The sequence below is a fragment of the Ruegeria sp. CDSA236 genome (assembly GCF_059611285.1).
The window spans coordinates 160,708-184,074 of the sequence record NZ_JBXWPG010000006.1; the positions used below are offsets into that span (position 1 = coordinate 160,708).

Genomic DNA, 23,367 nt, shown 5'->3' on the forward strand with positions numbered 1-23,367 from the left:
TTACCTGTAAATTATAGCAAACTGTTCAACATGGGAGATATCAGGTAGATAATGCAGGATTTTACAACAGAATTCAGGTCGGCGCTTGCTTTGATCCTTCATTGGGATCCGGAGCTGTGGGCGATTGTTCTGTTGTCCCTGAAAGTCTCTGTTTTTGCCGTTCTGATTTCTGCCGTTATCGGGATGCCCATGGGCGCGGCTTTGGCCGTTGCGCGTTTTCCAGGGCGGCGGATTCTGATCGTCTTGATGAATGCCTTGATGGGCTTGCCCCCGGTTGTGGTTGGTTTGCTGGTCTATCTGATGCTGTCGCGTTCCGGCCCGTTGGGGGTCCTTGAATTGCTCTACACACCGACGGCGATGATTATTGCTCAGGTCGTTCTGGTGACCCCGATCGTTGCCGCACTGACACGTCAAGTGGTCGAAATGCTGGCCGAGGAATATTCCGAGCAACTCCGCTCACTCGGCCTGTCGCGGATGGCATCGATTCCGGTGCTATTGTGGGATGCGCGGCTGTCTCTTGTTACGGCATTTCTGGCGGGGTTTGGCCGTGCGATTGCCGAAGTTGGAGCGGTTATTATCGTTGGCGGCAATATCAATCACGTCACGCGGGTGATGACGACGACAATCGCCCTTGAAACGTCCAAGGGTAATTTGGCCTTGGCGCTTGCGCTTGGGGCGATCCTGATTGCCATAGCCATCGCAGTAAACGCCATGGTCAGCACGCTTAGCCTGCGGGCCGAGAAGGAAGGGTTGCGCCATGCGTGATCTGGTGCCCGAGATGGTGAAATGTCTTTCTGTTCACAGTTTACAGATTTCCCGCAAGGGAAAGACACTGCTTCAAGTGCCAGAGTTATCCCTGATGGGGCTGGGACCAACTTTGATCCTTGGGCCGAACGGAGCGGGCAAGAGCCTGCTTTTGCGCTGTTTGCACGGGCTTATCGTCCCGGATAGCGGCAGGGTTCAGCAGGACGGGATTGCCCTGAATGCGTATCACAAATCACGACAGGCGATGGTGTTTCAAAGACCGGTTCTGTTGCGCCGGTCCGTGTCAGCCAATCTTGATTTTGTGCTAAAGCGTCAGGGCATGTCCCGTGCAATTCGCAAATCCCGGATCGACGAATTGCTGGCCGAAGGTGGGCTAGAGGGTAAGGCACGCCAGTCCGCCAGATCGCTGTCCGGGGGCGAGGCGCAACGGCTGGCCATTCTGCGCGCGCTGGCGCTGGACCCGGAGACTTTGTTCCTGGACGAACCAACCAGTTCGCTTGATCCCGGTGCTACGCAGATGATCGAACGGATGATCTTGCGCGCTTCGAACCGAGGGGTACGCATTGTCATGGTATCCCACGATATCGGTCAGGCACGCTGTCTGGCTGCGGATATCGTCATGATGCAGGCCGGGCACGTGGTCGAACACGGTGCTGCCAAACAAGTTCTGGATGCCCCGACAAGTGACGCCGCGCGCCGGTTTGTTGCCGGTGGTCTGGTAACCTAATCAGAGTATGGAGTTCAAATGATCCGCAAATTCGTCGGGGCTGCAGTAATCGCGCTTGGCCTGAACACTACAGCCGCATTGGCCGAAACGCCATTTATTGTAGTCCAATCAACCACGTCGACGCAGAATTCGGGCTTGTTTGACCATATCCTGCCAGGCTTTGAGGCCGAAAGCGGGATTGATGTCCGCGTAGTGGCCGTTGGTACAGGGCAGGCGATCCGCAATGCGATAAATGGTGACGGGGACGTCTTACTGGTTCACGCTAAACCTGCCGAAGAGAAGATTGTGGCAGATGGTTGGGGTGTTGAGCGGTCGGACGTGATGTACAACGATTTTGTCCTTGTGGGGCCAAAATCCGATCCCGCCAGAGTGAAAGGTGGGACTGACATTGTCGCGGCGCTGACCGCCGTGGCTAAAGCCAAGGCGCCCTTCGCCTCACGCGGGGATGACAGCGGGACGCATAAGGCGGAACTGGGCCATTGGGCCACCTCCGGTATTGACCCGACCGGCGCCTCGGGCACCTGGTACCGGGAAACCGGATCCGGGATGGGGGCGACACTGAATGTGGCCAGCGGGATGGGGGCCTATGCGCTGACGGATCGCGCGACTTGGCAGAGCTTTGGCAATAAGGGAAACCTAGAGGTTATGGTTGAGGGCGATCCGCGCCTGTTTAATCAATATGGGATTATTCTTGTGAACCCTGACAAGCATCCCAAAGTGCGGGCGGCCTCGGGGCAGCGCTTTATTGACTGGTTGACCGGACCCGAAGGGCAGGCGGCCATCGCATCTTACACGCTGGACGGCCAGCAGCTGTTCTTTCCCAACGCCCAATAGGGTCAGCCGCTGGCTCCATTGTGATGGATGGTTCCCAGATCCGACAAGTCATACCCGCCGAATTCTTCTGCCCGGGTGGCAAAGCGGTCGGATTGCGCAAAGCCGAGCAACCGAAGCATCGGGCCATCGAAATAGGCGCGCCTCCAGATAGCAAGGTCCAGGCGTTCGGTATGGGTCGGGGCAAAGCCCAGATTGTACAGCCCTGCAAGCGCACCCAGGCCGAATCCGGCATCGGCTTTATTGTCATGCAGGGCTATGGCCAGCTCTTCTTCGGTACGTGCGCAGGTCGGCAGGGTATCCAGATCGTCTCGGTTCAGGCCGTGCGCCTGCAGTTGCGTGTCGAACAACCGTTGACTGGCGGCACTGTCCTGACGCAGCAAAACGCGACGGCCCCTGAGGTCAGAAAAGTCCGATATCCCAGTCACACCGGGGGCCATCAGTAGCCCACGCTGGCGTTTTGCTAGTTCGAACAGAATGACGGGTGCCTCTCCCAGATGGTCCTGGAGAGATTGCGTGTTAAATCCGTCTGTCTCGTGGATATGCAGCGCCGCAGCCTGCGCTGATCGTTCTTTCAGGCGATTCAAGCCGTCAAATGAGCCGTCATAATAAGTTGCCAGGCCCGACCCGCTTTCCCGCAGAGCCCAATCCAACAGCGGATCATGACTGCCCGCCACGATCGGCGGCAGCGACGGTTCTGCGACCTGCGGTCCGCTGCGCGATGCGTTCAGCCAGGCAATGACTTCGGCCCTTGGAAACAAGAGTTTGCCCATGGCCCGGACACAGGGGACCTCGCCGGATGAAGCAAGGTCATAGGCTTTACGCTCGCCAATGCGCAGCAGGTCGGCCAGTTCTTTGGTGGTCAGGTATTCTGACATTCAGTCGAGGCGCACGGCCGAACCCGCGCTGGCATTCGCCGCGCTGAATCCGAATTGGCCTAAGGCAAATGGCGCAGCGACGGCAATTACAGCCATCGTGGCAACTGCGGCTATAAAGGCTTTCATATTTACCTCCGGTTCAGTTTTCCGGTGCCGTGACGCGGCGCAGAAAGGCGATCAAATCTTTGCGGTCATCCGCTTGTGTAATCCGTTGCATGGGCATCTTCGATCCCGGAATGTAATGGTCTGGTCCTTGGTCGAAAAGGGCATTTATCGTCTCGTCATTCCAAATGATATCAGAGTCTTGCAGCGTGTCCGAGTAGAAATATCCCGGTAAGCTTCCCGCCCGGCGACCAAACACACCAGAGAGCGTAGGTCCAGCACGTCTGTGCCCGTCCGCCGTCAGGCTGTGACAGATCGAGCATTTGCGCACGAATTGGCGTTCGCCATTATCCATCTGGTCAGGGTTCTTCAGAAAACTTGGTTCAGTCGCGGCCATCTGTTGTTGGTCGCCAAGGTCAGATACCGGCCAGCTATACATCGCCTCATCTATACCACCTGCATAGATGTTTTTACCATCGGTTGAGAAGGCCAGCGCCCAGACCGGGCCGCGCAATGTGGCCCGGAAATCCTGTGCGATGCGCCAGTCGATGGTATCGACCAACATGATATGACCCTCACCATCCCCCACCGCCAGCAAGCTGCGGTCCGGGCTGAGAGCCAGCGCAAGGATTGGACGGCGGTCCAGGGTGAAATCATGCTCGTCGCCTGTAGTCAGATCACGAATGCGCGTGACGCCATCGACGGCCCCATAGGCAATCCAGTTTTCATGGGGATTCAGGACCAGTTCGTTGATGCCGAACCCGTTATCAACCAGTCGCAGTTTTTCCTGACCGGTTGCGACATCCCAAAGACGAACCGCCCCATCAACCCCGCCGGTATACAGCGCATCCCCGTTTGGTGTGAACACAACAGCATTCACACCGCTGCCTGTGGGCCCTAATACCCTTGGCTCTGTCCCGTCAAGCGGCCAAACCCCTATCGTGCCGTCCCAACTGGCAGTGGCGATGTAGGAGTCTGAAACAGCAATATCGACGATCTTGCCTTTGTGCCGCCCGAGGATTTGGCCATCCGGCCACCGGCGCAGGGTAAAGTCGTCACCCGCGGAATAGATCGCTGTGCCGCCAAAGGCGACGCTGTTCACGGCAGCCTCGTGCCCTTCAAGCCATTGCGGCGTGCGGTCTGACCACAGGCCGACGGAGTTGTCGAAGCTGGCCGTCGCAATCCGGCCGTCCGGCGCGGCGGCAATCCCCATGATCGGTCCTCCATGACCTTTGAGCGTAAAGAACTCGGCCATTGCGGGCAGGGGGGTCAACACCAGTGCAAGGATTAGACCGCGCATCTATTCCGCAGGCGAGGCCGCTGCCTTACTGGCCTCTTTTTCCTGGACCTCTTCCAGCCAAAGCGAGTGGTGCTCACGCGCCCATTGTTCCTCGACCTCGCCAGTGCCCATCGCGTCGAAAGCGCCCTCCATGCCCACCGAGCCCAGGTAGATATGCGCGATGATGATGGCGATGAAGACATAAGCGACCATCACGTGCCAAACTTGAGCATATTGCATCTCTTCCTGGGGGGACATCTGCACCGGAAGGTTCAGACCCAACATCTGCGGGATGCCGGTGGCATTTGCGATTGAGAAGGTCTTAGCAAACAGCGGCATCTCAAACGGGAACAGCAGAGACAGGCCAGACAGGCTGATCGATACGCCCAGCAGGATACAGGCCCAGAAGATGATCTTTTGACCCGCGTTGAATTTTTTGGCCGGAGGATGGCTGCCTTTCGTGAACAACCCGCCGCCGGCGGCCAGCCATTTCAGGTCGGTGCGGTTGGGGATGTTGTGGGCGATCCAGTTCACAGTGACCATGATCAAACCAAGCATGAAGGCCCAGGCGAGGTTGTTATGCAGCCATTTGCAGCCCTGCGCTATGGTCGCAAAGCCTTCTTTCCCGAAGATTGGGATCAGAAAGTCTCGACCATAAAGGGTCAGCAATCCGGTCAGGCCAAGGATAAGGAAAGAGCCCGCGAACAGCCAATGTCCGAACCGCTCAAAGCCCGAGAAACGCGTAACCGTGCGTCCCGTCTTTTCACCATCAATGCGGATTTTACCCCGGATCAAGAAGAACAGCAGCAGGATGCCAAGCATCCCGGCCAGAATATACGTGCCGTAATCGCGTAACGGGCCTGTTCGGAAATTCAACCACCACATGCCTCCGTCCTGTATCAAGACGCTGGCCGCAGGACCGTTCGACGAAACGGTCACATCCGCCGAGCCATAGCGCAAAGCGCGATAGACGTCGCTGTCAGACGCCACGCCACGTGTGCCCAACTGGCCCATCAGACCTTCGGCGTTGCCTTGACCGGTGTTACCTGAGCGATAACCGTTATCGACCGTCTCGCCACGCTGCCGGGCCAAGATATCCTCGAGCGTGGTCGCGCCACCCGTTGAATTGCGATCCGGAGCATCCTGCGCAAAAGCAGGAACAGTCAAAACAATGAGACAGAACAGAAGTCGCAGGAAAGTCATATGAACCTCGTGACGCGGTCATTGGCGTAGGCCCTTTTCTGGGCGGGCAAAGATTTTTCGTCGAAAAATCTTAGTGCTCCCCGGCACACGGTTTGCGCGCCGGGGAAGGTTTGGCCAAGGATCAGCCGTCTTTTTGGTCGTAGGCTGTGCCCCACCCCCAGGCACCAGACCCGAAACCGCGCGCCACGACGCGTTCGCGATAGATGGCCGATACCACGTCGCCGTCACCGGCAAGCAGGGCCTTGGTGGAACACATCTCGGCGCAGATGGGCAGTTTGCCTTCTGCGATCCGGTTGCGACCGTATTTGGCGAACTCTGCGGTCGAGTGCGTTTCCTCGGGGCCACCGGCGCAGAAGGTACATTTGTCCATCTTACCACGTGATCCGAAGTTGCCTGCCTGTGGGTATTGCGGCGCGCCGAACGGGCACGCATAGAAGCAATAGCCGCAGCCAATGCACAGGTCCTTTGAGTGCAGGACGACCCCTTCTTCGTTCTGATAGAAGCAGTCAACCGGGCACACCGCCATACAGGGCGCATCCGAACAATGCATACAGGCAACCGAGATCGAGCGTTCGCCCGGGTCGCCGTCATTGATCGTCACTACTCTGCGGCGATTGATGCCCCAAGGCACCTCGTGCTCGTTCTTACACGCGGTTACGCAGGCGTTGCATTCGATGCAGCGTTCAGCGTCGCAGAGAAACTTTGCTCTAGCCATTGTCGTCCTCCTTACGCTGCTGAGATCTTGCAGAGAGTCGCTTTGGTCTCCTGCATCTGGGTTACTGAATCATAGCCATAGGTCTGGGCGGTGTTCGAACTTTCTCCCAGCACATAGGGATCAGCGCCTGAGGGGTATTTGTCCCGCAGATCCTGACCCTGAAAATGGCCGCCAAAGTGGAATGGCATAAAGGCCACGCCGGCACCAACCCTGTTGGTCAGCATCGCCATCACCTTGACCTTACCACCCTCAGGTCCTTCGACCCAGACCTGAGCCCCGTCGCGAATGCCCAGGTTGTTGGCATCACGGGGGTTGATCTCGACGAACATGTCCTGTTGCAGTTCGGCCAGCCACGGGTTCGACCGGGATTCCTCACCTCCACCCTCATACTCGACCAAACGACCTGACGTCAGGATTATCGGGTAATCCTTTGAAAAATCGTTCTTCTGGATCGAGGCATACAGGGTTGGCAGGCGATAGGACTGACGATCCTCATAGGTCGGATAGTCCTCTACCAGATCGCGCCGGTTGGTATAGAGCGGCTCGCGATGCAGCGGGATCGGGTCCGGGAAAGTCCAGACCACGGTGCGGGCCTTGGCGTTGCCAAAGGGCGCACAGCCATGTGCAATCGCAACCCGCTGGATGCCGCCCGACAGGTCGGTTTTCCAGTTGGTCTTTGGCCCCGCAACGGCGTCGATGGCCGCACGTTCTTCGGCCGTCAGATCGCCGTCCCAACCAAGATCCATCAGCATCTGCATCGTGAATTCGGGATATCCGTCCTGAATTTCCGACCCAACGCTATAGACCCCTTCCGCCAGCAGGTTGTCACCATCACGTTCCACGCCAAAGCGCGCGCGGAAGGTCAGGCCACCTTCGGCCACCGGTTTGGACATGTCATAGAGGTTTGGTGTCCCCGTATGACCCATCTCTGGCGTTCCCCAGCACGGCCAGGGCAGACCGTAGTATTCGCCGTCGTTTGGTCCACCTATAGCTTGCAGCGTGGTTCTGTCGAACGTGTGCTGATTGGCCATGTGGCTTTTCAAACGCTCTGGCGACTGGCCGGTATAGCCGATGGTCCAGAGGCCCGAGTTGAACTCACGCGTGATGCTTTCAACATTCGGGGTTTCGGCATCCTCCATCTCGATATTGCGGAAGAACCGATCCGCCCAGCCGAATTTGTTGGCGAACTTGGCCATGATGACCTCGTCCGGCAGGCTTTCGAACAGCGGTTCGACCACCTTGTCGCGCCACTGCAACGAGCGGTTCGAGGCCGTGACCGAGCCACGGGTTTCGAACTGCGTACAGGCGGGCAACAGGTAAACGCCATCGGTCCGATCATGTAGAACGGCGGAAACGGTGGGATACGGGTCGATCACGACCAGCATGTCCAGCTTTTCCATCGCCGTCTTCATTTCCGGCCCGCGGGTTTGCGAGTTTGGAGCGTGCCCCCACAGAACCATGGCGCGGACATTGTTGTCCTGATCCATGTTGGCGGGGTCTTCCAGAACACCGTCGATCCAACGAGAGACCGGGATGCCGCGCTCGTTCTGCAGCGGTTTATCCTTGCCCTCCTTGTCCTTGATCGAGGCGAACTGGCCGGACAGCCATTCAGGGTCTTCACCCCAAACGCGCGCCCAATGGCCCCATGCCCCTGCGGACAGGCCATAATAGCCGGGTAGGGTGTGGGACAGAACACCAAGGTCCGTCGCACCCTGCACGTTGTCGTGGCCACGGAAGATGTTGGTGCCACCGCCCGACGTTCCCATGTTGCCCAAAGCCAGCTGCAGCACGCAATAGGCGCGTGTGTTGTTGTTGCCATTGGTGTGCTGGGTGCCGCCCATGCACCAGATCACCGTGCCAGGACGGTTGTTGGCCATGGTGCGCGCCACGCGCTTAAGCTGTGATCCGGGTACGCCGGTCACACGCTCGGTTTCTTCCGGGTTCCAGTTGGCGACCTCTTCGCGGATCTGATCCATGCCCCAGACACGGGTGCGGATGAACTCCTTGTCCTCCCAGCCGTTGTCGAAGATGTGCCAGAGGATACCCCAGATCAGAGCCACGTCAGAGCCGGGGCGGAACCGGACATACTCATCCGCATGCGCTGCGGTGCGCGTAAAGCGCGGGTCGCAAACGATCAGCGGCGCGTTGTTCTGCTCTTTTGCGCGCAGAACATGCAGCAGAGAGACAGGGTGTGCCTCAGCCGGGTTGCCACCGATGATGAAGATAGCCTTGGAGTTGTGGATGTCGTTATAGCTGTTGGTCATGGCGCCGTAGCCCCATGTATTCGCAACACCCGCAACAGTGGTCGAGTGGCAGATACGGGCCTGATGGTCCACGTTGTTCGTGCCCCAATAGGCGGCGAATTTGCGGAACAGATAGGCCTGTTCGTTATTGTGCTTGGCAGAGCCCAGCCAATAGACGCTGTCCGGGCCGCTTTCCTCGCGGATGTTCATCATGCCGTCGCCGATCTCGTTGATCGCCTCTTCCCAGCTGATGCGCTTCCACTCGCCGCCTTCCTTTTTCATCGGATATTTCAGGCGGCGTTCACCATGGGCGTGCTCACGGACCGAGGCCCCCTTGGCGCAGTGCGCACCCAGGTTGAAAGGGCTGTCCCAGCCGGGTTCTTGCCCGATCCAGACGCCGTTCTGCACCTCGGCCACAACGGTACAGCCGACCGAGCAATGCGTGCATATGGATTTGATGTTTTCGACGGCTTGATTGGCCGCTGACTGGGCACTGGCTGGCGTCACGGTTCCACCCGTGGCGCTGATCGCGGCCAACCCGCCGATCGTCAGGCCCGATCCGCGCAGGAATGCGCGGCGATCGACGGTTTTCTCGCCGACCTGGGACAGGATACTTGTCCGCTGGGAGCGTCTCGCAACCCCGTTGGTCTTTTTCCTAAGCATTTCTTTCCTCCCTTGCTGGCCATGTTTTCCATGGCTGGCTTGGTCCTGTTGGTGCCGACGTCAGGGCCAATCGCAACCGTCAGTCGGGTGGTGACAACGTCCGGGGTTCAGAACCGGGCGCTGTCCAGATATGCGCGCGTATGCGCGGTGTCCTGCATGCGGGTCTCATCTGTCGGCAGCTCGGCTGCCTCGGCTTGTCCGCTCAGGCTGGCGGCGGCAACTGCAGCGGGCGCTGCGGTTCCGGCCAGTTTCAAGAAATCACGGCGCGTGGCGCCTTCTTCCTTGGTTTTGCTCATGGGATCCTCCTTTCCCAATTGCGATCTAGCGCCTATTGGGGCGCTGGCGAATGGCGGGATCATCCCGCCGTCATTCGAAAGGCTTCACGCTCGATTTCCATGAAAACCCGACCGGCGGTGCCGACCGAGGCATAGAAAACCGAGTTTTCCGCAGCTTCCAAATCTGAATAGAAATGTGCGGTCCAGGGGCCGATGTGTTTGTTCCAGAACGCTTTTTGATCTTCCAATGAGGCGGGCGCGCCAAAGCGTCCGACAATCATGCCCGCCATCATCTCCATCAACGAGGCGATATTGTCTTCGGGTTCAAACACGTTCTGCGCCCGTGTGATCTGACGAACCGCCATGTCGTTGCGCAGTTGCGCCAGCGGTTTTTCGTTCAGGAAACCAGTCAGGTAGAAACTGGCATAGGGCAGCAGTTCTCCGCGTCCTAGCCCGATGAACAGGGCATTGAATTCGCGTTCGGCAGCCGCGGGTTTGGTCACCTTGGCGACCCGCGACATGGCCTTGATAGCCTGACCCAGATCGGTTTCATCGCCGGTCAGACCAGTAACCTGAGACAGCAGCATCTGATCCGGAGGCGCCGCAAGCAGCAGCCCAAGGAAGTTATAGAAATCCGCGCGCAGACGATCCTCGGCTGAGACGTCCAGGTTTTGCGCGTTGCTTGCGTTCATACGGTTATCCTTCGTATTCAAACTTCATGCGGCGTGGGGCAGGCGTGAGCTCTGCCTCTTCCGGGTCGTCGATTTCAGAAATCATTACAGGCTCTGACGATTGCATCTCGGCTACCTCGGGCAACTCAGGCTCTTGCGTGGTTTCTTCAACCTCAGGGATCGGGTCTGCGTCTTCCTCCTCGGCCTGAGTGGCCAGAGCTTCGATATGGGCAAGCATCCCTTTGCCGACCTGATAGGCGGTCTGGATATTTTCGATCACGCAGGCGGCATCTGTATAATCTTCGCCGTAATCCACCAGCCCATCGACATTGGCCAGAACCGGGTTTAGGCGCCAGAGCTGCCGAAGGGCGCGGCGGCGCAACCGGTCAGGCACTGCCTTGGCCATAAAGCCCGAGACGTCGTCACCAACTTGCAACAGATCAGGATCGGGCAAATTGAATTCTGCCAGAATTTCAGCGTCAGTCTTTTCTTCCAGCTCGCCCCGCTGTTCAGCGAAAGCCTGTTCTTGTGCTGCTACAACCTCTGCTTTGGCCTCAGCCTGAACGGCGGCTTTACGGCGCGACCAGAAATCGCGGGTTTCTGTCATTGCACAATCCTCCGCGGGGCGCGGAAAACATCCGAGTCTTGCCGGATGCGTACATCCCCTTTGCCGTCCTCAACCAGATCGGTGCGTTTCTTATCACGGCGGCGCTTGACGAAGACTTCGTTGCGATGATGCTCCAGTGCGAAATCACGTACCCAAGCGATCAGCCCATCAGTCATTGGGATTTTCTCGACAAGCTCTTCGCCGGTATCGGCGTAGTCCTGTCCTTCGAAGGGTGAGGCGGTCACCAGCACCGCGTCCATCGGCTGTGTTCCATCCAGCGCATCGCGCAGGACCAGATAGATCGAGGGTTGCCCGTCCGACAGGTTGACCATGTAGGCTTCGGCCTCATCTGACCAAAGGGTCAGGGGCAGGGTGGCCGCGTGGTACTCGACCGCTTCACCCTCGCGCCGCATCTCCAGCCAATCGGCCGGTCCAGCGCCGGGCAGCACGGCGACGGCGCGCCAGTTCCATTGCGCCCAGCGTGTAACCCCGGGTGTTTTGCGCACGACGACGCCGATTGGCATTTCAATCTGGCTGGCGGCCTTGGCCACTAAGTCCTCCCTGGAAAGCTCTCCCCTGCCTTCCTCAGGGTCTACTATGGTACACAAAGTAGCTTCCTGCCAAGTCCTTGGGTGGTCGAATATGCACCCTTCACCGATTGTTTACGGTCCTCGCGGCTCTTATCGGGCTTTGTTCCGGCGATCCGACCCCCACGGGCATTGCTACTTTCTTCAGAGGTTCTAAGCTTACCTTGGACTGGGGAGGACATCCGGGGGAGGTTATGGGAACAAGATTGCTGCTATGTGACTGCGCGGGATCGCAAGTCGTTGACGCCGAGAAAATATCGTCAGCCTGCGACGTCGCCTGTTCCAGAATTCACACTGCACTATGCACCAAAGAACTGGAATCCGTCGCCAAGCTGCTGCAAGAGGGCAATGTCGTCATTGCCTGTATGCAAGAGCAGGATGTTTTTCTGGCATTGGCCGATGAATTAGGTGTCCAGGCACCTGGCTTTGTCGATCTGCGCGATCGGGCCGGGTGGTCTGAACAGGGGCAGGACGCCGCCCCCAAGATGGCCGCGCTGGCTGCTGAGGCGGTGTTGCCTCAGCCGATCACACCCAGTGTCGATGTGGTCAGCGAAGGGACGTGTTTCATAGTCGGGCCCGGCGCAGTAAGTTTGGATTTGGCTGAACGCCTCTCGGACATATTGGCCGTGACAGTTTTGACCACTGATGACACCGAACCCATGTCGCGCCGCTTTGATGTGATACGCGGGCGCGTTCGTTTGGTGACCGGTGCGCTGGGCGGGTTTTCGATAAAGCTGGATGCGTTACAGCAGCTTGAACCCGGAGGACGCGGGGCCTTTGGTTGGACCGAACCACGCGACGGGGCGAACTCCTCATGCGATATGGTTGTGGATCTGACGGGCGGCATGCCTCTGGTGCAGGCCCCGTCCAAGCGCGAGGGGTATTTGCGGGCAGATCCCAAAGATGCGGTGGCCGTGGAGCGTCTGTCGTTCGAGGCCATGCAACTGGTCGGGACATTTGAAAAACCTCTCTATGTCCGGTTGGAAGAATCCCTCTGTGCGCATTCCCGTGCCGAACAGGTCGGGTGTACGAATTGCCTGGATATCTGCCCGACGGGGGCGATCACCCCTGCGGGCGAACATGTAGCCATCGACCCTATGGTTTGCGCGGGATGTGGAGAATGCGCGGCGGTGTGCCCTTCGACTGCGATCACATACGAGGATCCGCCCGTTTCTGCGCTGCTGTCACGGATGCACATTCTGTCGCGAACCTACCGGCGTGCAGGCGGGCAAGCCCCCCGACTGTTGGTGCATGAGGCGCATGGGGCCGAAATGATCCGTCTGTCCGCCCGTTTCGGACGCGGGATTCCAGCGGATGTGATCCCGCTAGAACTGAACGTGATCTCGGGCTTTGGCCATGCCGAGATGCTGGCCGCGCTGGCACATGGGTTTGCGCGGGTTGATGTGCTGCTGGCCCCAACAACCGAAAGGGATGCCTTGGACCGCGAACTGGCGCTGGCGCAGGCGATCGCTGGCGCGGGCGGTCTGGCACTGATCGATGAGGCTGATCCCGATGCGCTGTCCGACCTGCTATATGCGCAGGAGGTGCCGCCCCCCTTGGCCGACCCGGTTCTGCCGCTGGGAAATCGCAGGCAGATTACGCGACTGGCCGCACAGGCGCTGAACCCGCAGGCCGCAGCCCCGTTGCCCTTGCCCGAGAATGCACCCTATGGGGCCATCGCGGTGGATACGGACGCCTGTACATTGTGCCTCAGCTGTGTGTCCCTTTGTCCGTCAGGCGCTTTGGCCGACAACCCGGATATGCCGCAGCTGAACTTCCAACAGGATGCCTGTCTGCAATGTGGTCTGTGCCGGACAATCTGTCCCGAGAATGCAATAACTCTGGTTCCGCAACTGGATTTAAGTGATGCGGCCCTGTCTCAGGACGTGTTGAACGAAGAAGACCCTTTTGCATGCGTGGAATGCGGTGCCCTCTTTGGTGTCAAATCGACCGTCGAACGGATCATGGAAAAGCTGTCGGGCACGCATCCCATGTTTGCGACATCCGAACAGGCGCGCATGATCCAGATGTGTGACGATTGCCGTGTGAACGCGCAGTTCCAGCATCAGGACAACCCGTTCCAGTCAAACCCGAAACCCAAGGTTGTCACGACCGAGGATTACTTCTCGAAAAGAAAGGATCATTGAAGCTGTAGCGGCGCGCCCAGATCTGCTGCCTTGATGGCCGAGACAAAGGCCAGAATGGCCTCTAACTCCTCCAGCGTCATCTCGACCGGGTGGATTGGAGGGGGACGCAGAGGATCGAAGGGTGGGGTTACGTCCTCAATCTGCGTGAAAGCGGGATGGGGGTTCAGGGCAAAGAAGGCCTCGAACCGTTCGGACCAGTCCGGCATAGCCCGCAGTACGGCGAAAGAGGGGGTGGAGCCAAGCCCGTTCATTTGGTTCTCTGGACCGATCACATGGCACCGCCCGCAATGGGTCATCGACAATTCCGCACCCAGGACAGCGTCGCCTTCGATCTTCGGACCCTCTGTTGCGGCTTCGACAGTGAAACTGGCCGAATAGGACGGGCCGCTATCGGGGCTAAAGCTTTCAACGGTGCGTTTGCCGATGTCAGAAAGCAGCCACTCCCGAAACCGAATCTGCCTTGGGTCGTCCACAATGCGCAGGTGATAGGTGACGCCATGACGCTCGAATACCGGATCACCTGGCGGTGAACCGCCCAAAGCCATAGCGCCGGAATCGTCTGCAACGACGCGTATCCCGGTCTTGAGAGAAAAACGCGGAAGAATATGTTGCAACAGACCAGAGTCTGTAACCTCATCCGGGGCGGCAAGCCCCAGCGCCTCTTGCGACCAAGAGGGGGTAGCAGAGAGCAGCAAGCTCAGGCAAAAGAAGGTAACCCGCATAAAGGCAGCTTATCGGCCTGCGCCCGAATGCGTCAAATGAACGAAAAAAAGACGGAGACACATGCAATGAAACTTATCCCAACGACCGGGCAAACCAAAAGGGTAATGGCATGAGTGTTCGTGACGCGGTTCTGGCGAACCTGAAGAAAATCACCGATCCGGTTTCAGGCCAGGATATCGTCAGCGCCGGAGTTGTCCGCGCGTTGAATGTCGATGGCGATACAGTGCGCTTTGTGCTTGAGATTGATCCGAAACAGGCAGAGCGGATGGAGCCGGTGCGCGCCGCCGCCGAGCAGGCTGCGCAGTTGGTGGAGGGGGTCGACAAGGTTTCCGCCATGATGACTGCGCATTCCGAAAAGGCCCCGCCTGAACTGAAGCCCAAGCCGAAACCATCTCAGACAGGTCCGCAGGCCGTTCCGGGTGTCGATCGGATCATCGCCGTTGCATCCGGTAAGGGCGGGGTCGGTAAATCCACCGTATCCGCAAATCTGGCTTGTGCTTTGGCTGCAGAAGGGCGGCGTGTCGGGTTGTTGGATGCTGATGTCTATGGCCCTTCACAGCCTCGGATGCTGGGTGTCTCTGGCCGCCCGGCCAGCCCGGATGGCAAAACGATCCTGCCCCTGCGCAATCATGGCGTCACGATGATGTCGATGGGACTGATGACCAACGAAGGTCAGGCGGTCGTCTGGCGTGGTCCGATGCTGATGGGCGCTCTTCAACAGATGATGGGACAGGTTCAGTGGGGAGCATTGGATGTATTGATTGTCGACCTACCGCCGGGCACCGGCGATGTGCAACTGACGCTCAGCCAGAAGTTCAAGGTGGACGGGGCCATCGTGGTGTCGACCCCGCAGGACGTGGCCCTGATCGACGCGCGCAAAGGGATCGATATGTTCAATCAGCTCAAGACGCCGATTATTGGGATGATCGAGAATATGTCGACCCATATCTGTTCGAACTGCGGGCATGAGGAACATGTGTTCGGACATGGCGGCGTCGCCGCTGAGGCCGAGGCGCTGGGCATTCCGCTGCTTGGTGAGATTCCGCTGCATCTGGATATCCGGGTTGCGGCGGATGGGGGAGCGCCCATCGTTGTCAGCAAGCCGGACAGCGCACAGGCCGAAGCTTTCCGCAAGATTGCCCGCGACATGATCACCAAGGGCAATGCATGACCCAGCCGGTCTTTCCTCCGTTGCTGACTGGACATGCCGTTCAGGGCGGGGAAGACCCGTTCGAACGCGCCCAGGCGATGGCTGCGCTGGGCTGTGATGCCGGAACGGTGGTCTACAACATTCAGGCCAACCGTTTGCGCGTTGCCATTGTATTTGCACCTGAGGTTCCATTGCAGGACGCCATGGTGATGTTGCCGCTTTGCGGAGTTGGGTTTCAGAATGCGCTGGGCGCTCTAGCCCCGCCCGAGGTTGCCGTTCATCTGGACTGGGGCGGCCCTATCTGTGTGAATGGTGCGACCTGCGGCAAGTTTCAGGTTGCTGCGTCGACTTCAGACCCTCAGATTGAGCCTGACTGGTTGATTGTCGGCTGGGAGCTGGCCTTGCTACAGACCAGCACCGCGCCAGGCCAGACCCCGGATATCACAGCGCTCTACGATGAAGGGTGTGCCGAGGTCCAGCCTGTCCAACTGATCGAAAGCTGGTCGCGCCATATGCTGACATGGCTCAACCGCTGGCAAGAAGACGGCAACGCGCCGTTGCACAGCGAATGGTTGGGTTTGTTGCGTGGTGTTGGCGAACCCTTTGGCGAGATCGGGGTCTTTTTGGGCACTGATGAACGGTTTGGCATGCTTATCCGCAATGGTGCGGACACCCGCCTGCACCCGCTGACTAACTTACTGGAGAACGGATAATGAAACTGGCCCGTGCGATCCATTTCGATGAAAGCGACATGAATGTGTTTCATTCTCCGGCGAGAACGGGTGAGTGGTGCATTTCCGGCGGGTTCGAGTTTTCGAATTGGGGCGAAGGCGATTTGGAGGGTAAAGCCCGCCAGGCCTTTGCGAATGGTTGGTTGGGGGTTGAGACATTCGGCCGGGTGACCTTTGTAGCGGTGACGCAGGTTGAACAGGCCGAGATCGACCAGATTGCCCGGAATTTGGCGGAACATTTCGTGCAATTCTACGGGGCCCCATCGGTCGAGGCCGCCATGGGTGTTGCGCAGGAAGAGATCGCGCATATGGCAGAGTTATGCGATGATCACGCCGCCAATACCTTGCTGACGGTCGCCCGTGAGCTGTCTGAAACCGGGGTGCTTGAGGCGTTTCGCATCATCACACCGCAGGAAACCCAGCTTGAGGCGCTGGCCGTCCACGGATCGCTGGACGAATAGGGCTTAAAGAAGATCGGCAAACCCGCCGAACTGACCGCGTTTGAAGATCAGACCTTTGCCGGTGCGGTACATGGCCTGTTCTACTTCACCCACGATGATCAGATGATCCCCTGCCTCGTGCCGGGCATGAAGCTGGCAGTCGAACCGTGCCAGACAATCCGCCAGACGAGGGCGACCACGGTGATCTGCGGCCCAGTTGGCATGTGAAAAATCCGCACCCTCGCGCGCGAATTTTAGGGCCTGTTCCTGCTGTTCCTCAGCCATCACATGGATCGAATAGTGATCGCAGTCTTTGAAAGCGTCGAACCGGTTTGAATCCTTCGCCAGGCACCACAGCACCAGCGGAGGCGTCAGCGAGACCGAGGAAAACGAATTGACCGTGATTGCGCGGGGCCCCAGCGCTGTTTCGGTGGTGACAACGGTGACGCCGGTTCCAAAACACCCCAATGCCTCGCGAAACGCGGTGCTGTTGTCCGGGGTTGGGGTGAAGGTGCGGTCCGTCATCTCACGCTCATTCTGTGGCCGCGCCTCAGGTGCCATGGCAAGTCGGGATTGTCCATGAAAAGCTGCGCCTGAGTTGCATATTTCGCCCTCAGTTCAGGTCCTCAAGCAGACGACCGTGCCGGCGGGTTGCTTCGATGACCTCGCCAAACGTATTCATCCCGCGCGCTTGCAGCATCGGAAGCATCCGAACCAGCGCCTCGGCGGTGGCAACTGCATCACCCAATGCCGTATGGCGCAGCTCATGCGGAATTGTAATGTCCAGCCGTTCGCACAGCGCGTCCAAAGTGTGCGTGTCGCTGGCGCCGAACAGGACCGCAGATAGCAGGACCGTATCCAGTACGGGATGCGTCCACTCAACTTTCATACAGTCGGCGTGGCGTCGTAGAAACGCCATATCAAAAGGTGCATTATGCGCCACGATTACAGCATTTCGCGCGAATTCGTGAAAGATACGCCCGGCTTCGGCGATTTCCGGCGCGCCTTCGACCATTCGATCCGTGATCTTGTGAACCTTGGTCGAGGCGGCAGGGATCGGCATGACCGGGTTCACCAGCATATCCAGCCTTTCGCCTTCGACCATCCGTCCATTTACCACACGGACTGCGCCGATCTGGACGATCTCGTCTTTGTGCGGCAGCAGGCCGGTGGTTTCGGTGTCGAAGACAACAAAACAAAGCTCGCGCAGAGGCAATGTCTCGAATGATTGGTCGGTGGATGTGTTCAGCAAACCAAAGTCATAGACCAGAGGTCTGGCAGCCTCAGGCGCTATATTGGCGGCGCTGTCATCTAGGATTAGCATATAGCCGGAAGTTTCCCCCAGCGGTTTCATGCGGGCTGAATAGGTCTGCGCCCCATCAATGCTGGTCAGCGAACAGGATGCCTCCATCCCGGTCTTGGCCAGTTTGGCATAGGCTTTCTGCAGCGCGTCTGGCTGGAAGTAATCGAACAGTGGCGCATTCAGGCGTGGATGCGAAATCTGTGCCAGAACCTCGGCCGCCTGTCCGTCATACAAAACGAGCCTGTGAGAGGGGCTAGCCAGCAATATGGCTACAGGAATTTCAGTCAAAAGCGCCCTAAGCCTTTGCTGTTCCACAGCCAGATGCTCGGTTTCAGCAGCGACAGCCTCTGCCACGCCCATGGTCTTGTCGGACAGTTGGTTGGCCAGACCGGCAGCCGCAGGGGCCAGGTCGCCAAGATACCGCGCGGCTTGCAGATCGAGGTCGCGGCTGACACCGGCATGCGCCCGTGCGCGCAGTTCAGCGGAAAGCCTTTCGATCGGCTTGGCGACATTATCGTCGAACAATAGCCAGACAGCGGCGATCAGGGCCAGCAGACCGAACCCGATGACGATCTCTGCAAAGATGAACGCGTCCAAAAGGGCCGGATCCGCCGCTCGCCTGTAGCTGACCCAAAGCGCAACCAAGCTGACGGCAACCCCGCCGACCGCCAGCAGGCAGAAGAACAGGAAAATCCGCAGGCGCAGGCTTAATCGGGTCAGCATGTTACACTCCGCAAGTGGCCTCGATGATTGGATCGTTGGTAGAACCTGTTACCCAATCGGCGTTCAGCAACTGGCCGTTGTCACCAAACTCTGCCCCATCCGCCAGATTGGCGCGTTGGTTCTTATCGCAATCCACAGCGACCGGCAATTTTGAAACCGGTGCCCAGCGGCCAAAGAAATACAGTTCAACGAGGCGTTGTTCAGGCACTTGGTTATTGGTGCGCACAGATAGGGTGTCGATTGCGGCAAAACGATCAACAAAGGGCATCGCATAGGTCCAGGGACGGTACAAAGCGCGGCTTTCGACCTCTTGAATGACGATCAGACCATCTGGAAGCGTATCGCGCGTGCGGTCAAACCATGAATACTCGCTGTTGATCGTCATCCCGATCATGCCAATGCCCGCCGCGACTGGTGCGGACCAACGAGGCAGGCGTCCACCTGTCAGTTTGTTGATCACCATCACGATGCCGGCTAAGGCGACGCCTGCAAATATCGTGCCGATCAGTTCTAAGAACATGAATACTCTCCAAGGTTCCTGAGGGTTTAGCCCAGCATTCCTTTACCGTGGCCGACCGCCGATTGCATTGTTTTTACCACGACAAAGGCATCTCGCAGATGACTTCGCTCAAAGTCCGAAAGATCGGAAGGGGGCAGGAAATTGTCCGGCTTCTTGTTGCCTTTCACCAGACGGGCCTGATGGTTCAGCCGCGTTTCGGCGATCAGATCGTAAGCGTCCAGCAGGTCGCGGGTACCTGAGGGGCTGAGGACGCCTGCCGCCCCAGCTGCTTTCAGGCGGGCACGTGTATTGGCCTGGGACAGTTGCCCCTGAAGGCTGTATATCCGGGCCAGGTCAACCACAGGCACAACGCCATTATGCTTTAGATCCAGCGTGTTGCGATGTTCACCCGAGCGTACCGTGGCAAACCCGCGTAACAGGCCAAGCGGCGGCGTGTGCTTTAACGAGTTCGAGATCATATGCGCCACAAAGATTGAATTCGCTTGGGCCGCGGCCAGCGTTTCGGCCTGCAGGTCATCGAACAGGTGAAATGCGCCGCCAATGGGGCGCAGGTCGAACATAACCGAGGCCAGCATCTGCGCCTCGGGGTTTGGTTTGGCGATCCACCCGCGAAAATAATCACGCCAGACACTTACCGGTTGGCACCAGCGTGGATTTGTCGCCATCATGTCGCCCGGGCAATAAAAGTACCCACATTTATCCAGCCCGTCCGACACGATTTTTGCCAGTGTCTGGAAATATGACATGTCGTCATCGGTTACTTTGTCATCCAGCATCAAGCAGTTGTCCTGATCCGACACCCCGGTTTGTTCCTGTCGTCCCTGCGATCCGCAGGCCAGCCATAGGTAAGGCACAGGTGGTGGTCCAAGCTGTTTTTCCGCCATTGCCAGCAAACGTCTGGTGGCTGTGTCGGCGATATCGGTAATCAGGCGTGTAACGATCTCGTGGCGATTTCCGGCAGCGACAAGCTGGACCAGAAGCCGGGGAATCTCTTCGGTCACTTCTGCCATCTGCTGCGCGGTTTGCGCAGTTGCTATCCGGCGCACCAACTCGGCGGAATTGACCGCCTGATAGTGGGTCAGGTCTGTCTGGGTGACAATTCCGACCAGACGCCCAGCTTCGGATACCGGAATATGGCCGATGCCGCGCTCCATCATGATGTGAAGAACATCCGATCCGATATCAGACGGCGACAGCGTCACCGGGTTTGCCGTCATTATTGCCGAGACAGGCGTATCCACAGACATCCCATCGGCAACGTATTTGCCCGAGATATCTCGTAAGGTGGCGATCCCCAAAAGAATGTCCCCCTCGGTGATGCAGAGAGAGGAAATATGTTTGTCCCTCATCATCTGCGCCGCTTCGCGAACGGTGGTATTAGGGGGGCAGGTTGCGGGGTTATGTGCCATCAGAACGTCGATAGCGCTGGTTGCAAGGCTTTGGGGGCTGGAGCGTTCCGTGCGGGTCCGATCAAAGAATTTGGCGACGATTTCATGTTCGTCAATGAGGTCTCGGATCAGGTTGGGCGGAATCACAAAAAAAACCGAGTTTGCGTGTGCCTGCGCTTTGGTCGCGGCTTTACCGTCTTTCAGTAAACCGCGTTCCCCGAAAGAATTCCGCAACCCCAGATGAGAGACAATCGCACCGTTCCTGTCAGTGATTTCAACCTGTCCTTCGTAAATCACGAATACGCCGGGCAGGGGCGCGCCCAGTTGATACACTGGGGATCCTTCTTCGACCTCCCAAACTTCGATCTGATCAGACAGCGTTGCCAGATCATCGGCGGGCAGGGCGTCATAAGGGTGAACGGATTTCAGAAACCGCGTAATCTCGGCTTGAGGCAGGGGCATCGGATACTCCTCGGTTTCTATTCGAAAAATCCCGCCCGGTGGAATGCCGGGCGGGAGTAGTCAGTCGAATGACACGGCCTTTGGCAAGGTGTTCAGGGGCCGCATCTCTACTCAGTGATCCTGAGCGGCACCCGCGCCACGGGGAATGCGGACGCTTTCGACCAGATCCTTGATCTCTTGCGGGGTTTCTTTGGTCATGCCAGCCACCACATAGGCGACCGCGAAGTTGACCATGGCTCCGATCGCGCCGAACGAGGTCGACTTGATTGTACCCAACAGAGGATCAGCATCCGTGAACGAGTTGGTGTCCGGAATGAACAGCCAGCCCTTATGCAGGAAGATGTAGACCAGGGTCACAGTCAGACCAGCCAGCATACCAGCAACTGCACCGGTGTTGTTGATGCGGGTCGAGAAGATCCCCATCATCAGCGCCGGGAAGATCGAGGCAGCTGCCAGACCAAACGCCAAGGCAACGGTCTGCGCTGCAAAACCCGGAGGGTTCAGGCCCAGATATGTCGCCACAACAATGGCCACGCCCATTGCGATCCGCGCCGACAGAAGCTCGGATTTTTCCGAAATCTGCGGGTTGATCGCGCCTTTGATCAGGTCGTGTGACACCGCGGACGAGATCGCCAGCAACAGGCCCGCAGCGGTCGACAGAGCAGCCGCAAGACCACCGGCAGCGACCAGACCGATCACCCAACCCGGCAGGTTGGCAATCTCGGGGTTGGCCAGAACCAGGATGTCACGGTTGAACTTGGTCAGCTCGTTTCCGACCCAGCCCTTCTCTTCCGCAAGCGCCTGCATGTCGGCATTCTTGTCGTTATAGTACTGGATCTTGCCGTCGCCGTTCTTGTCTTCCCAGTCCAGCAGGCCGGTTTTCTTCCATGTGGCCATCCAGTCATAACGAGCGTCGTTGTCGATATCTTCGACGGATACGGCGCCACCTTCGATGCCGCCATTTGGCCACATCATGTCACTGATGTTTAGACGGGCCATTGCGCCAACCGCAGGGGCGGTCAGGTACAGCAGTGCGATGAACACCAGCGCCCAACCGGCAGACCAGCGGGCATCAGCCACTTTCGGCACGGTGAAGAAACGCATGATAACGTGCGGCAGACCGGCCGTACCGATCATCAGCGACAGCGTGAACAGCACCATGTTCAGCGTGTCCGAGTGGTGGGCGGTGTATTCGTTAAAGCCCAGCTCGGTCACGATCGCATCCAGCTTGGTCAGCAGCGGTTCACCGCTGGCGGTATCACCAAACAGACCCAGAGCCGGAACCGGATTGCCAGTCAGTTGCAGGGAAATAAAGATGGCTGGGATTGTGTAGGCGGTGATCAGCACGCAGTACTGAGCGACCTGTGTGTAGGTCACGCCCTTCATCCCCCCAAACACCGCGTAGGCGAACACAACGGCTGCACCAATTAACAACCCGGTGGTGTTTGACACTTCAAGGAAGCGGCCAAAAGCTACGCCAACGCCGGTCATCTGGCCGATCACGTAGGTCACAGACGCTACGATCAGACAGATCACCGCAACGATACGCGCGGTCTGGCTGTAAAAGCGGTCGCCGATGAACTCTGACACGGTGAACTTGCCGAACTTACGCAGGTAAGGGGCAAGAAGCAGCGCCAGCAGCACATAACCACCGGTCCAACCCATCAGGAAGGACGAGTTGTCATAGCCGGTAAAGGCGATGAGGCCCGCCATCGAGATGAACGAGGCCGCAGACATCCAATCTGCCGCTGTCGCCATACCGTTGGTGACCGGGTGAACGCCGCGACCGGCGGCGTAGAATTCTGATGTGGACCCAGCACGGGCCCAGATCGCGATGCCTATGTAAAGCGCAAAGGACGCGCCCACAAACAGCAGGTTGATGGTAAACTGGTCCATAGGGCCTTACTCCTCCTCAACGCCGTATTCAGCGTCTAGCTTGTTCATCCGCCAGGCGTAGTTGAAGATCAGCAGCAGAAAGACCAAGATGGATCCCTGTTGCGCGAACCAAAAGCCGAGATCGGTTCCGCCGACGGAAATGCCGGACAGAAGTGGACGCAGCAAAATGCCGAATCCAAACGACACCAGCGCCCAGATCACCAGGCTGATGTAGATAAGACGCAGGTTGGCCTGCCAATAGCCCTTATCGGCTTCGGCAGTCTGCGCGGAGTGTGTTGATTGATCCGCCATCGCGGGTTCCTCCTTCGCTTCCTCTTTGAGCGGCCCGTTGTCCTAAC

General features: G+C 58.3%; 24 protein-coding genes. 7 read left to right on the plus strand and 17 right to left on the minus strand.

The window, feature by feature from the left end:
- The first annotated feature begins 51 nt into the window (after positions 1–51).
- The 3 genes from AC2FLB_RS11875 to AC2FLB_RS11885 are packed head-to-tail and all read left to right on the plus strand — an operon-like array spanning position 52 to position 2,326.
- Positions 52–765, plus strand: coding sequence for an ABC transporter permease (locus AC2FLB_RS11875; RefSeq protein WP_142634374.1), 714 nt, complete (start codon positions 52–54; stop codon positions 763–765).
- Positions 758–1,492, plus strand: coding sequence for an ATP-binding cassette domain-containing protein (locus AC2FLB_RS11880; protein WP_496709316.1), 735 nt, complete (start codon positions 758–760; stop codon positions 1,490–1,492). Before AC2FLB_RS11875 ends, AC2FLB_RS11880 begins: the two co-directional genes overlap by 8 nt.
- 18 nt (positions 1,493–1,510) lie before the next feature.
- Positions 1,511–2,326, plus strand: coding sequence for an ABC transporter substrate-binding protein (locus AC2FLB_RS11885; RefSeq protein WP_496709317.1), 816 nt, complete (start codon positions 1,511–1,513; stop codon positions 2,324–2,326).
- Positions 2,327–2,328: 2 nt separating this feature from the next.
- Here AC2FLB_RS11885 and AC2FLB_RS11890 read toward each other — a convergent pair whose 3' ends face one another.
- The 10 genes from AC2FLB_RS11890 to AC2FLB_RS11935 form a co-directional block, all read right to left on the minus strand.
- Positions 2,329–3,201 (minus strand): substrate-binding domain-containing protein, encoded by an 873-nt coding sequence (locus tag AC2FLB_RS11890; RefSeq protein ID WP_496709318.1) that lies wholly within the window; start codon positions 3,199–3,201, stop codon positions 2,329–2,331.
- Positions 3,202–3,327, minus strand: a complete 126-nt coding sequence (locus AC2FLB_RS11895; RefSeq protein ID WP_281972248.1) for a hypothetical protein — start codon at positions 3,325–3,327, stop codon at positions 3,202–3,204. It lies immediately after the preceding gene.
- A 13-nt stretch (positions 3,328–3,340) separates the two neighbouring features.
- On the minus strand, positions 3,341–4,603 hold the full coding sequence (locus AC2FLB_RS11900; protein ID WP_281972247.1) for a c-type cytochrome: 1,263 nt from the start codon (positions 4,601–4,603) through the stop codon (positions 3,341–3,343).
- A complete protein-coding gene (locus AC2FLB_RS11905) occupies positions 4,604–5,785 on the minus strand; it encodes a formate dehydrogenase subunit gamma (RefSeq protein ID WP_496709319.1) in 1,182 nt (393 codons plus the stop codon).
- Positions 5,786–5,906: 121 nt separating this feature from the next.
- The gene (fdh3B, locus tag AC2FLB_RS11910) at positions 5,907–6,500 is read right to left on the minus strand and encodes a formate dehydrogenase FDH3 subunit beta (protein ID WP_085821701.1); all 594 of its coding nucleotides are present in this window, start codon (positions 6,498–6,500) and stop codon (positions 5,907–5,909) included.
- Positions 6,501–6,511: 11 nt separating this feature from the next.
- Positions 6,512–9,406 (minus strand): formate dehydrogenase subunit alpha, encoded by a 2,895-nt coding sequence (locus tag AC2FLB_RS11915; RefSeq protein ID WP_281972245.1) that lies wholly within the window; start codon positions 9,404–9,406, stop codon positions 6,512–6,514.
- Between the two features lie 107 nt (positions 9,407–9,513).
- Positions 9,514–9,702, minus strand: a complete 189-nt coding sequence (locus AC2FLB_RS11920; protein WP_142634359.1) for a ubiquinol-cytochrome c reductase iron-sulfur subunit N-terminal domain-containing protein — start codon at positions 9,700–9,702, stop codon at positions 9,514–9,516.
- Positions 9,703–9,761: 59 nt separating this feature from the next.
- Positions 9,762–10,373, minus strand: coding sequence for a TorD/DmsD family molecular chaperone (locus tag AC2FLB_RS11925; protein ID WP_496709320.1), 612 nt, complete (start codon positions 10,371–10,373; stop codon positions 9,762–9,764).
- Between the two features lie 4 nt (positions 10,374–10,377).
- Complete coding sequence (locus tag AC2FLB_RS11930) at positions 10,378–10,959, minus strand: DUF3306 domain-containing protein (protein WP_496690711.1); 582 nt, start codon at positions 10,957–10,959, stop codon at positions 10,378–10,380.
- Complete coding sequence (locus AC2FLB_RS11935; protein ID WP_142634353.1) at positions 10,956–11,510, minus strand: DUF3305 domain-containing protein; 555 nt, start codon at positions 11,508–11,510, stop codon at positions 10,956–10,958. Before AC2FLB_RS11935 ends, AC2FLB_RS11930 begins: the two co-directional genes overlap by 4 nt.
- A 230-nt stretch (positions 11,511–11,740) precedes the next feature.
- On the opposite strand from AC2FLB_RS11935, the gene AC2FLB_RS11940 reads away from it, so the two are divergent.
- The gene (locus tag AC2FLB_RS11940; RefSeq protein ID WP_496709321.1) at positions 11,741–13,693 is read left to right on the plus strand and encodes a 4Fe-4S binding protein; all 1,953 of its coding nucleotides are present in this window, start codon (positions 11,741–11,743) and stop codon (positions 13,691–13,693) included.
- On the opposite strand, the gene AC2FLB_RS11945 is transcribed toward AC2FLB_RS11940, so the two are convergent.
- Complete coding sequence (locus tag AC2FLB_RS11945) at positions 13,687–14,415, minus strand: hypothetical protein (protein WP_496700134.1); 729 nt, start codon at positions 14,413–14,415, stop codon at positions 13,687–13,689. The genes AC2FLB_RS11940 and AC2FLB_RS11945 overlap by 7 nt on opposite strands.
- A gap of 110 nt (positions 14,416–14,525) precedes the next feature.
- Here AC2FLB_RS11945 and AC2FLB_RS11950 point away from each other — a divergent pair, with 110 nt between their 5' ends.
- Genes AC2FLB_RS11950 through AC2FLB_RS11960 form a run of 3 tightly spaced genes read left to right on the plus strand, consistent with a single transcriptional unit; the run spans position 14,526 to position 16,758 of the window.
- Positions 14,526–15,587, plus strand: a complete 1,062-nt coding sequence (locus AC2FLB_RS11950; protein WP_142634347.1) for an Mrp/NBP35 family ATP-binding protein — start codon at positions 14,526–14,528, stop codon at positions 15,585–15,587.
- Entirely contained in the window at positions 15,584–16,279 is a 696-nt protein-coding gene (locus AC2FLB_RS11955) for a biotin/lipoate--protein ligase family protein (RefSeq protein WP_496695137.1), read from the plus strand. Before AC2FLB_RS11950 ends, AC2FLB_RS11955 begins: the two co-directional genes overlap by 4 nt.
- A complete protein-coding gene (locus AC2FLB_RS11960) occupies positions 16,279–16,758 on the plus strand; it encodes a DUF6505 family protein (protein WP_142634342.1) in 480 nt (159 codons plus the stop codon). Before AC2FLB_RS11955 ends, AC2FLB_RS11960 begins: the two co-directional genes overlap by 1 nt.
- A gap of 3 nt (positions 16,759–16,761) precedes the next feature.
- Here AC2FLB_RS11960 and AC2FLB_RS11965 read toward each other — a convergent pair whose 3' ends face one another.
- The 6 genes from AC2FLB_RS11965 to AC2FLB_RS11990 form a co-directional block, all read right to left on the minus strand.
- On the minus strand, positions 16,762–17,262 hold the full coding sequence (locus AC2FLB_RS11965) for a flavin reductase family protein (RefSeq protein WP_281994740.1): 501 nt from the start codon (positions 17,260–17,262) through the stop codon (positions 16,762–16,764).
- Positions 17,263–17,350: 88 nt separating this feature from the next.
- Positions 17,351–18,763 carry a 3'-5' exonuclease gene (locus AC2FLB_RS11970; RefSeq protein WP_496709322.1) on the minus strand — a complete coding sequence of 471 codons (1,413 nt, stop codon included), beginning with the start codon at positions 18,761–18,763 and terminating at the stop codon, positions 17,351–17,353.
- A gap of 1 nt (position 18,764) precedes the next feature.
- On the minus strand, positions 18,765–19,283 hold the full coding sequence (locus tag AC2FLB_RS11975; protein ID WP_496690703.1) for a hypothetical protein: 519 nt from the start codon (positions 19,281–19,283) through the stop codon (positions 18,765–18,767).
- Positions 19,284–19,309: 26 nt separating this feature from the next.
- Positions 19,310–21,133, minus strand: a complete 1,824-nt coding sequence (locus tag AC2FLB_RS11980; protein WP_496709323.1) for a DUF294 nucleotidyltransferase-like domain-containing protein — start codon at positions 21,131–21,133, stop codon at positions 19,310–19,312.
- 111 nt (positions 21,134–21,244) lie between these two features.
- On the minus strand, positions 21,245–23,029 hold the full coding sequence (locus AC2FLB_RS11985; protein WP_496709324.1) for a sodium:solute symporter family protein: 1,785 nt from the start codon (positions 23,027–23,029) through the stop codon (positions 21,245–21,247).
- A 6-nt stretch (positions 23,030–23,035) separates the two neighbouring features.
- Positions 23,036–23,320: a DUF4212 domain-containing protein gene (locus tag AC2FLB_RS11990; RefSeq protein ID WP_142634329.1), complete on the minus strand. Its 285-nt coding sequence runs from the start codon at positions 23,318–23,320 to the stop codon at positions 23,036–23,038.
- Positions 23,321–23,367 lie beyond the last annotated feature (47 nt).